Consider the following 7180-nt stretch of genomic DNA (forward strand, 5'->3'; position numbering starts at 1 on the left):
TGGAGACGGACCTTGGCGGACGGAGACACCTTGTCTCGCTCTCGCTCGGAGCGCGGCCTGACCTACCCGTTCCCGGCGGAACCCCTTGCGGGCGAAGCCATAGCGGTTGCGCCCGGCGTGCTGTGGTTGCGGCTGCCCCTGCCGATGGCGCTGAACCACATCAACCTCTACGCCATCGAAGACGGCGAGGGCTGGGCCGTCGTCGACGCCGGACTGGCGACGGATGTATCGCGCGAAGGCTGGACCAAGGCGCTGGCGGGCGTGCTGGGCGGGCGGCCGGTCACGCGCGTCATCTGCACCCATATGCATCCGGATCACATCGGCCTGGCGGGCTGGTTGTGCGAACGGTTCGGCGCGCCGCTGCTGATGTCGCGGACGGAGTATGTGACGGCGCGGATGTTGATCGGCGACGACGCTCTGGGGCCGCCGGCGGCGGCCGAGGCCTTCTATCGTGCGGCGGGCTGGTCGGATGAGCAGCTGGCGCGCTGGCGCGACGGCTACGGCGGCTTCGGCCGCATGGTTCAGGATTTTCCGCGCGACTATCGTCGGGTGCAGGACGGCGATGTCCTGAGCGTCGGCGGCGATGACTGGCGCGTGGTGGTCGGCGAGGGGCACAGCCCCGAACACGTCTGTCTGTGGCGCGAGAAGGACGGCGTCTTCATCGCGGGCGATCAGATCTTGCCGCGCATTTCCTCTAACATCTCGATCTGGCCGACGGAGCCGCAGGCCAATCCGCTGGGCGACTGGCTGCGGTCGCTGGCGGCGCTGAAGGAACGGCTGCCGGGCGATTTGCTGGTGCTGCCGTCGCACGGGGAGCCGTTCTACGGCGTGACCTTGCGGCTGGAGGCGCTGATGCGCGGGCATGAGGTGGCGCTGAAACGGCTGGAGAAGACGCTGCGCACGCCGTGCCGCGCCGTGGACGTGTTCGGCGCCCTGTTCGCGCGGCCGGTCGGCGACGCCGTGCTGGGCATGGCGACCGGCGAGGCGCTGGCGCACCTCAACTATCTTGAACGCCAGGGACGGGGCCGCCGCGTGCGGGACGAAGGCGGCGTCGACTGGTGGAGCCTTTTGGAGACAGGCCAATGAGCGAACATATCCGGACTCATCTGGAAGGCGGCGTCCTGACGGTCGTCTTCGACCGCGCGGACAAGAAGAACGCGATCACCCAGGCCATGTATGCGGCCCTGGCCGACGCGACGGAGCGGGCGAAGGCCGACGACGCCGTGCGGGTCATCCTGTTCCGCAGCGAGGGGGATTCCTTCTCGGCGGGCAATGACATCGCCGACTTCATCGCCCTGGGACAGACGCCCGGCGACCTGGTCGAGATGGGGGTGTTCCGCTTTCTGAAGGCGCTGGCGGACCTGGACAAGCCCGCCGTCGCGGCGGTGCGCGGCCGGGCGGTGGGCATCGGGCTGACGCTGCTGCTGCACTGCGACATGGTGGTGGTGGCCGAGGACGCCCTGCTGTCCGTGCCCTTCGTCAATCTGGCGCTGGCGCCGGAGGCGGCGTCGTCGCTGCTGCTGCCGCGCGTTCTCGGCCATCAGCGGGCGTTTGAGCTGTTCGCCCTGGGCGAGGCGATCGACGGCAGGACGGCCCTGGCCTGGGGCCTAGCCAACCGCGCGGTTCCGGCCGATCAGGTCGAGGCGACGGCGGTGGATCTGGCGGCCAAGCTGGCGGCGCGCGCGCCCAACTCCATCCGCAAGACCAAGGCCCTGATGCGCGACGCCGAGGCACTGTGGGCCGTGATGCAGTTGGAAGCCCAGGCCTTCGGCGCGCAGATGCGCAGCCCTGAGGCGATGGAGGCTTTCATGGCCTTCAGCCAGAAGCGGGCGCCGGACTTTTCCAAACTGGGCTGATGTCGCGAAATCGCGATTGATTCGAGGGGCGAGGGGGACTACGGGCCGCGCATGAACGCCGCGCCTGCCTCCGCCCCTGAAAACGACCCGCATTTCGTACGCGGAATCGTGCGTGAAACGCTCGAGGACGCCGCCGCGATCGACGCCCTGGTCATCGCCGCCTTCGGCCCCGGTCGCTTCGCCAAGACGGCCGAGCGTCTGCGCGAGCGGTCGCCGCTGGCGGCTGGGTTCTGCCTGTATGAAGGCGAGCGTCTGATCGGGTCGGTGCGGCTGTGGTCGATCCTGACGGGCGAGGCGCGGTCGGTCTTTCTGGGCCCGATCGCCGTGGACAGGGCCAGCCGCAGCACCGGACTGGGCGGCGAACTGGTGCGCGCCTGCATCGAGGAGGCGAAGGCCCTGGGGCTGGACGGCGTCCTGCTGGTCGGCGATCCGCCCTATTTCTCGCGTTTCGGGTTCGTGCCTGCGCCGGACGCCGTCCTGCCGGGGCCGGTGGATCAGCGCCGGGTGATGTGGCTGCCCTTCACCGCAGCGGCGCCGGTCGGAGCGGTTCGCCCCGACGTCTGAGCCGGACGCGGCCTTCCTTTGCGAGGCGACGCATCCCATAGTTTGCCTATGACGAACCCACCGACATCCTCGGGTCTGACAGGCGTGGCCGAGGCTGCGCGGCAGGCGCCGGGCCGGGGGCTGCCGCCCGTGCATTTGTGGCATCCAGACCATTGTGGCGAGATCGACATCCTGATCCGCGCCGATGGGGTGTGGATGCATGAAGGGTCGCCCATTGGCCGGGCCGAACTGGTGCGGCTGTTCTCGACGGTGCTGAGGAAAGACCCGGACGGCTATCATCTGGTCACGCCGGTCGAGAAGCTGAAGATCGCGGTCGAGGATCTGCCGTTCCGCGCCGTGGCGGTGCGTGCGGAGGACGACGCCCTGGTCTTCATTACGGATCAGGGCGATGAAGCTGTCGCCGGGCCTGACCACGCCATCGTCGTCGAGACGGACCCGGCGAACGGCGAGCCTGCGCCGCGCGTCCATGTGCGGGGTGATCTGTGGGCGCGGATCGCGCGGCCGGTCTTCTATGAGCTGGTCGAACGGGCGCAGGAGGCGGACGGGCGGCTGGCCGTGCGTTCGGGCGGTGTGATGTACCCGCTGGGGCCGGAAGGAGCGGGGCTTTGACCTGTTCCGGCTTGAAGACGCGGCTTCAACAGAGGCTAGACCCTGTGTCCGCATGGTCGCCGGAGCGTGTGGCGGTGCGGTCCGACTATGACCTGAACCCCGACTACAGCCGCCCGAAGGCCAAGTTGAGACCTGCGGCGGTGCTGATCCCCATCATCGCGCGTGAGGATGGGCCCAGCGTCCTTTTGACCCGCCGGTCCGATAGTCTGGCCAGCCATACGGGGCAGATCGCCTTTGCGGGCGGGCGGCTGGATCCAGGCGAGACGGCGCTGGACGCGGCTCTGCGCGAGGCGTGGGAGGAGATCGCGCTGGATCCCGCAGTGGTCGAACCTCTGGGGCTGGGCGATCCCTATGAGACGGGCACCGGCTTTTTGGTGACGCCGGTGGTGGGCTGGCTGACGGCGCCGCCGGTCGTCACCGCCTCGCCCGCCGAGGTGGCCGAGGTGTTCGAGGCGCCGTGGGACTTCCTGATGGACCCGGTGAACCATCGACGCGACTATTATGATCAGGAGAACGGGCCGCGCCGCTGGTTCTGGGCCATGCCCTATCGCGAGCGCTACATCTGGGGCGCGACGGCCGGCATTCTGAAGGGGCTGTTCAACCGGCTGTACGGCGAAGAGGCTGCTCCGCAGCAGGCCGCCGAGGCCGACGCCAGCGAGCGCGTGGGATGAGCCGCGTCCTTGAGGAGCAGGACTGGTTGACGGCCGACGCCACCCGCGCCGTGATGGCGGCGCTGGCGGCGGCGGGCGGGGCGGACTGCGCCCGCTTCGTCGGCGGCTGCGTGCGCAACGCCGTGCTGGGCGCGCCGATCGACGACGTGGACATCGCCACTGTCCTGACGCCCGAGGCGGTGGTGAAGGCGCTGAAGGCGGCGGGCCTGAAGAGCGTGCCGACCGGCATGGAGCACGGCACGGTGACGGCCATATCGGAGCGCCAGCCGTTCGAGATCACCACCCTGCGCCGGGACGTGTCGACCGACGGGCGGCGCGCCACGGTCGCCTTCACCGACGACTGGGCCGAGGATGCGGCGCGGCGGGATTTCCGCCTGAACGCCCTTTATGCCGATGCGGACGGGTTGATCCTAGACCCGACGGGCGCGGGGTATGAAGACGCCCTGGCCGGACGGATCGTCTTCGTCGGCGAGCCAGAACAGCGCATCCGCGAGGACTATCTGCGCATCCTGCGCTTCTATCGCTTCTTCGCCTGGTATGGGCGCGGCGCGCCGGATGCGGCGGCGGTGTCGGCCTGCGCGGCTCTGGCCGAGGGCGTGGAGCAACTTTCGGCCGAGCGGGTGTCGAAGGAGCTGCTCAAACTGCTGGCCGCGCCTGATCCGCGCGCGGCGGTGCGGTTGATGGATCAGGCGGGCGTGCTGGGGCGGGTGGCGCCGCAGCCGGAAAGTCTGACGCTGTTCGAGGCGATGGTCGGGATCAGCGCGGACCCGGTGCTGCGCCTGTCGGCGCTGTTGCCGGATGAAGCGGAGGCCGTGCGCGCAGCGGCGCTGAAGCTTCGGCTTTCGAACGCCCAGCGGGACCGACTGGTCGAGGCCGTCGCCGAACGGATCGACCCGGCGATGAGCGAGGCCGAGACGCGCGCCGCTATCTGGCGCGCCGGGCGTCAGGCGGTTGAGGATCGGCTTTATCGCGCCTGGGCGTCGGGCGCGGACGCCGGGGTGGTGCAGCGTCTGCTGGCGCTGGCGGCGGGTTGGACGCCGCCGAAACTGCCGGTCGGAGGCAAGGATCTGGCGCGACTGGGCCTGTCGCCGGGGCCGGAGACGGGGCGGTTGCTCAAGGCGTTTGAGCAGAGCTGGATCGCCGACGACTTCCCCGACCACGGGCACGAGGCGCGGCTGAAGGCCCTTATGGCTCGGCCCGGCTGAGGCGCACGATCACCGGGCGGTGGTCCGATCCCGTCTTCGGGCCCAGTCGTCGCTCGACCAGCGCCAGATCGGGCGAGCGCCAGACGTGGTCGATGGTGATGCCGAGGAAGGGGGGCAGGGCCGAGGGCCAGGTGCCGGGCCGCGCGGGGGCGGGGATCAGGCCCGTCTCGGCCTTGATCTGACGGCCGATGCGGCCGCTGGAGACGCTGTTGAAGTCGCCCGCCACGACGACCGGACCCTCCAGCCCGGCGCGCAGTCCTGCCAGCCGCTGCGCCTGGCTGATCTGGCCGTAGGGGTGCTGGAAGGGCCAGGGCCGCGTCATATGGACGGCGATCAGGCTGACCGGCCCCAGCGACGTCTCGGCCTGGGCGACCAGGGCGGCCAGGCCCTGACCGTCGGCGTCGCGCACCCGATGGAGCGGCAGGCGCGAGGCGATCACCGAACGGGCGGCGCCGCTGGGCCGGTCCTTGCGCGGCGTGCTGACCCGGTGCGGGTAGGCGCGCAGGATCGTGTCCAGTTGCGCGGCCGGGGCGTCGCCCAGTTCGATCAGCATGACCACATCGGCGTCGGCCTGTTCAATGGAGCGGGCGATGGCCGCCACATCCTGATTTCGGGCCCACAGGTTTGCGGAATAGACGGTCAGGGTTTCCGGTCCGGCGGCGCGGCCTTTCTCAGGCGTCCACTGGGGCCAGACGGCCAGAAGCAGCAGCCCCGCCACGCCCGCGCCCAGCGCCGCCATGTCCCATAGACGAAGCAGCAGGAAGAGGCCGCACAGCACGACGGTCGCGACCAGGGCGGGCGCGGTGAACTGGGTCAGCAGGTCGGGCAGGCGGTGGCCGATGCGGCTGAGGGCCGAGACGGCGACGAGGCCGGAGGGCGCCAGCAGTGCCAGGGCGGCCAGCCGCATCAGGGCCTGGGTCAGGGTCATGAAGCGACCTTTAATGAAAATGGGCGGAAGCGTCGGTTAGCGCGCGGGCGCCGGGCCTGTCGAGCGTGGCCTCATGCGGCCGAATGCGCTGGCGCGGCGCGTGTCGATAGCGCGTTCGACGCGGCCAATCCCTGAAAATCCCCGGCTTTGGCGCAGGTTGGAGCGGATCGGCGCGCCGGGGCCCGGCGCCTGAGCAGACTGCGGTCTCAACCTTTGGAGACCGCCATGAGCGATGACGCCAGCGCGCGACTGGGCCTGCCTTATCTGGCGGCCGGACAGCTGCAGAAACATGTGACCCTGAACGAGGCCCTGACCCGTCTGGACGCCCTGATCCAGACGGCGGCGGTCAGTCGCACCACGACAGTACAGCCTGCCGACCCGGCCGAGGGGGCGCTCTATATCCTGCCGGAGGCGGCGACGGGCGCGGACTGGGCGACGCATCCGGCGGGCAGCCTGCTGCGACATGAGCGGGGCGGCTGGCTGCCGGTTCCGGCGCCGGACGGCCTGTTGGCCGTGGTGCTGGATAGCGAGGAGATACTGGTCCGCCGCGAAGGCGTCTGGACGCCCCTGTCCTTCGGCTTGCCGGAGGAGATCCAGCAGATCACCCGCCTGGGCGTGAACGCCACGGCGGACGCGACGAACGTCGTCGCCGTGCGGGCCAACAAGGCGCTGTGGACCGCGCTGGAGAGCGAGAGCGGCGGCGACGGCGATCTGCGTTTCACCTTCAACGAACAGGCGGCGGGCGACGTCCTGTCCCTGCTGTTCCAGAGCGGCTGGGGCGGGCGGGCCGAGCTGGGTCTGGTCGGCGACGACGACCTGCGGCTGAAAGTCAGTCCCGACGGCGGGGCCTGGCATGAGGCGCTGAGGGTCGACCGCAGCACGGGCCGCGCCTGGTTCGGCCAGGGCGCGACGCGGCGCGAGACGACGGTATTGACGACCTCTGGAAGCTGGACGCCGCCGTCGTGGGCGCGCTGGGTCGAGGCGATCTGCGTCGGTGGAGGCGGCGGGGGCGGGGCCGGTCTGGCGGGAGCCTCCGGCACGGCTCGACATGGCGGAGGCGGCGGCGGCGGCGGTGGCGTGATGTCGGCGTGCTGGCCTGCCGTGAATCTGTCGGCGGGGCTGAACATTACTGTGGGCGCGGGCGGCGCAGGCGGCGCCGCATCAGGCGCGGCGGGCGGTCAGGGCGCGCCCAGCCTGGTGAAGACCGGCGCTCAAATCCTGCTGACCGGGGAGGGCGGGCGCGGCGGCGCGGGCGGATCTGCGGCGTCGGGAGCCGGCGGCGCGGGAGGCGTCGGCCTGCCGCCTTCCAACGCAGGCGGGGCCTCTTCCGTTTCGACAGCCGGGGGC

The 7180-nt window shown here is 70.8% G+C and carries 8 protein-coding genes; 7 read left to right on the plus strand and 1 reads right to left on the minus strand.

Annotated elements, in window-relative coordinates; all coding sequences use genetic code 11:
• Positions 1–30 precede the first annotated feature (30 nt).
• The 6 genes from ACU5AP_RS01910 to ACU5AP_RS01935 are packed head-to-tail and all read left to right on the plus strand — an operon-like array spanning position 31 to position 4905.
• A complete protein-coding gene (locus tag ACU5AP_RS01910; RefSeq protein WP_198478755.1) occupies positions 31–1086 on the plus strand; it encodes an MBL fold metallo-hydrolase in 1056 nt (351 codons plus the stop codon).
• Positions 1083–1856, plus strand: a complete 774-nt coding sequence (locus ACU5AP_RS01915) for an enoyl-CoA hydratase (RefSeq protein WP_446680720.1) — start codon at positions 1083–1085, stop codon at positions 1854–1856. The genes ACU5AP_RS01910 and ACU5AP_RS01915 overlap by 4 nt, the downstream gene beginning before the upstream one ends.
• Before the next feature lie 51 nt (positions 1857–1907).
• Entirely contained in the window at positions 1908–2420 is a 513-nt protein-coding gene (locus ACU5AP_RS01920) for a GNAT family N-acetyltransferase (protein WP_446680721.1), read from the plus strand.
• Positions 2421–2468: 48 nt separating this feature from the next.
• Positions 2469–3029, plus strand: coding sequence for a DUF1285 domain-containing protein (locus tag ACU5AP_RS01925; RefSeq protein ID WP_446680722.1), 561 nt, complete (start codon positions 2469–2471; stop codon positions 3027–3029).
• Positions 3026–3700 carry a CoA pyrophosphatase gene (locus tag ACU5AP_RS01930; protein ID WP_046651949.1) on the plus strand — a complete coding sequence of 225 codons (675 nt, stop codon included), beginning with the start codon at positions 3026–3028 and terminating at the stop codon, positions 3698–3700. The genes ACU5AP_RS01925 and ACU5AP_RS01930 overlap by 4 nt, the downstream gene beginning before the upstream one ends.
• Positions 3697–4905, plus strand: a complete 1209-nt coding sequence (locus tag ACU5AP_RS01935) for a CCA tRNA nucleotidyltransferase (protein WP_446680723.1) — start codon at positions 3697–3699, stop codon at positions 4903–4905. Before ACU5AP_RS01930 ends, ACU5AP_RS01935 begins: the two co-directional genes overlap by 4 nt.
• Here ACU5AP_RS01935 and ACU5AP_RS01940 read toward each other — a convergent pair.
• Positions 4886–5833 (minus strand): endonuclease/exonuclease/phosphatase family protein, encoded by a 948-nt coding sequence (locus ACU5AP_RS01940; protein WP_128720319.1) that lies wholly within the window; start codon positions 5831–5833, stop codon positions 4886–4888. The two genes, ACU5AP_RS01935 and ACU5AP_RS01940, sit on opposite strands and share 20 nt — an antisense overlap.
• Before the next feature lie 225 nt (positions 5834–6058).
• On the opposite strand from ACU5AP_RS01940, the gene ACU5AP_RS01945 reads away from it, so the two are divergent.
• Positions 6059–7180 (plus strand): DUF2793 domain-containing protein (locus tag ACU5AP_RS01945; protein WP_446680724.1); only part of this gene is annotated, 1122 nt, incomplete at its 3' end.

This window comes from Brevundimonas sp. RM1 (assembly GCF_052907225.1).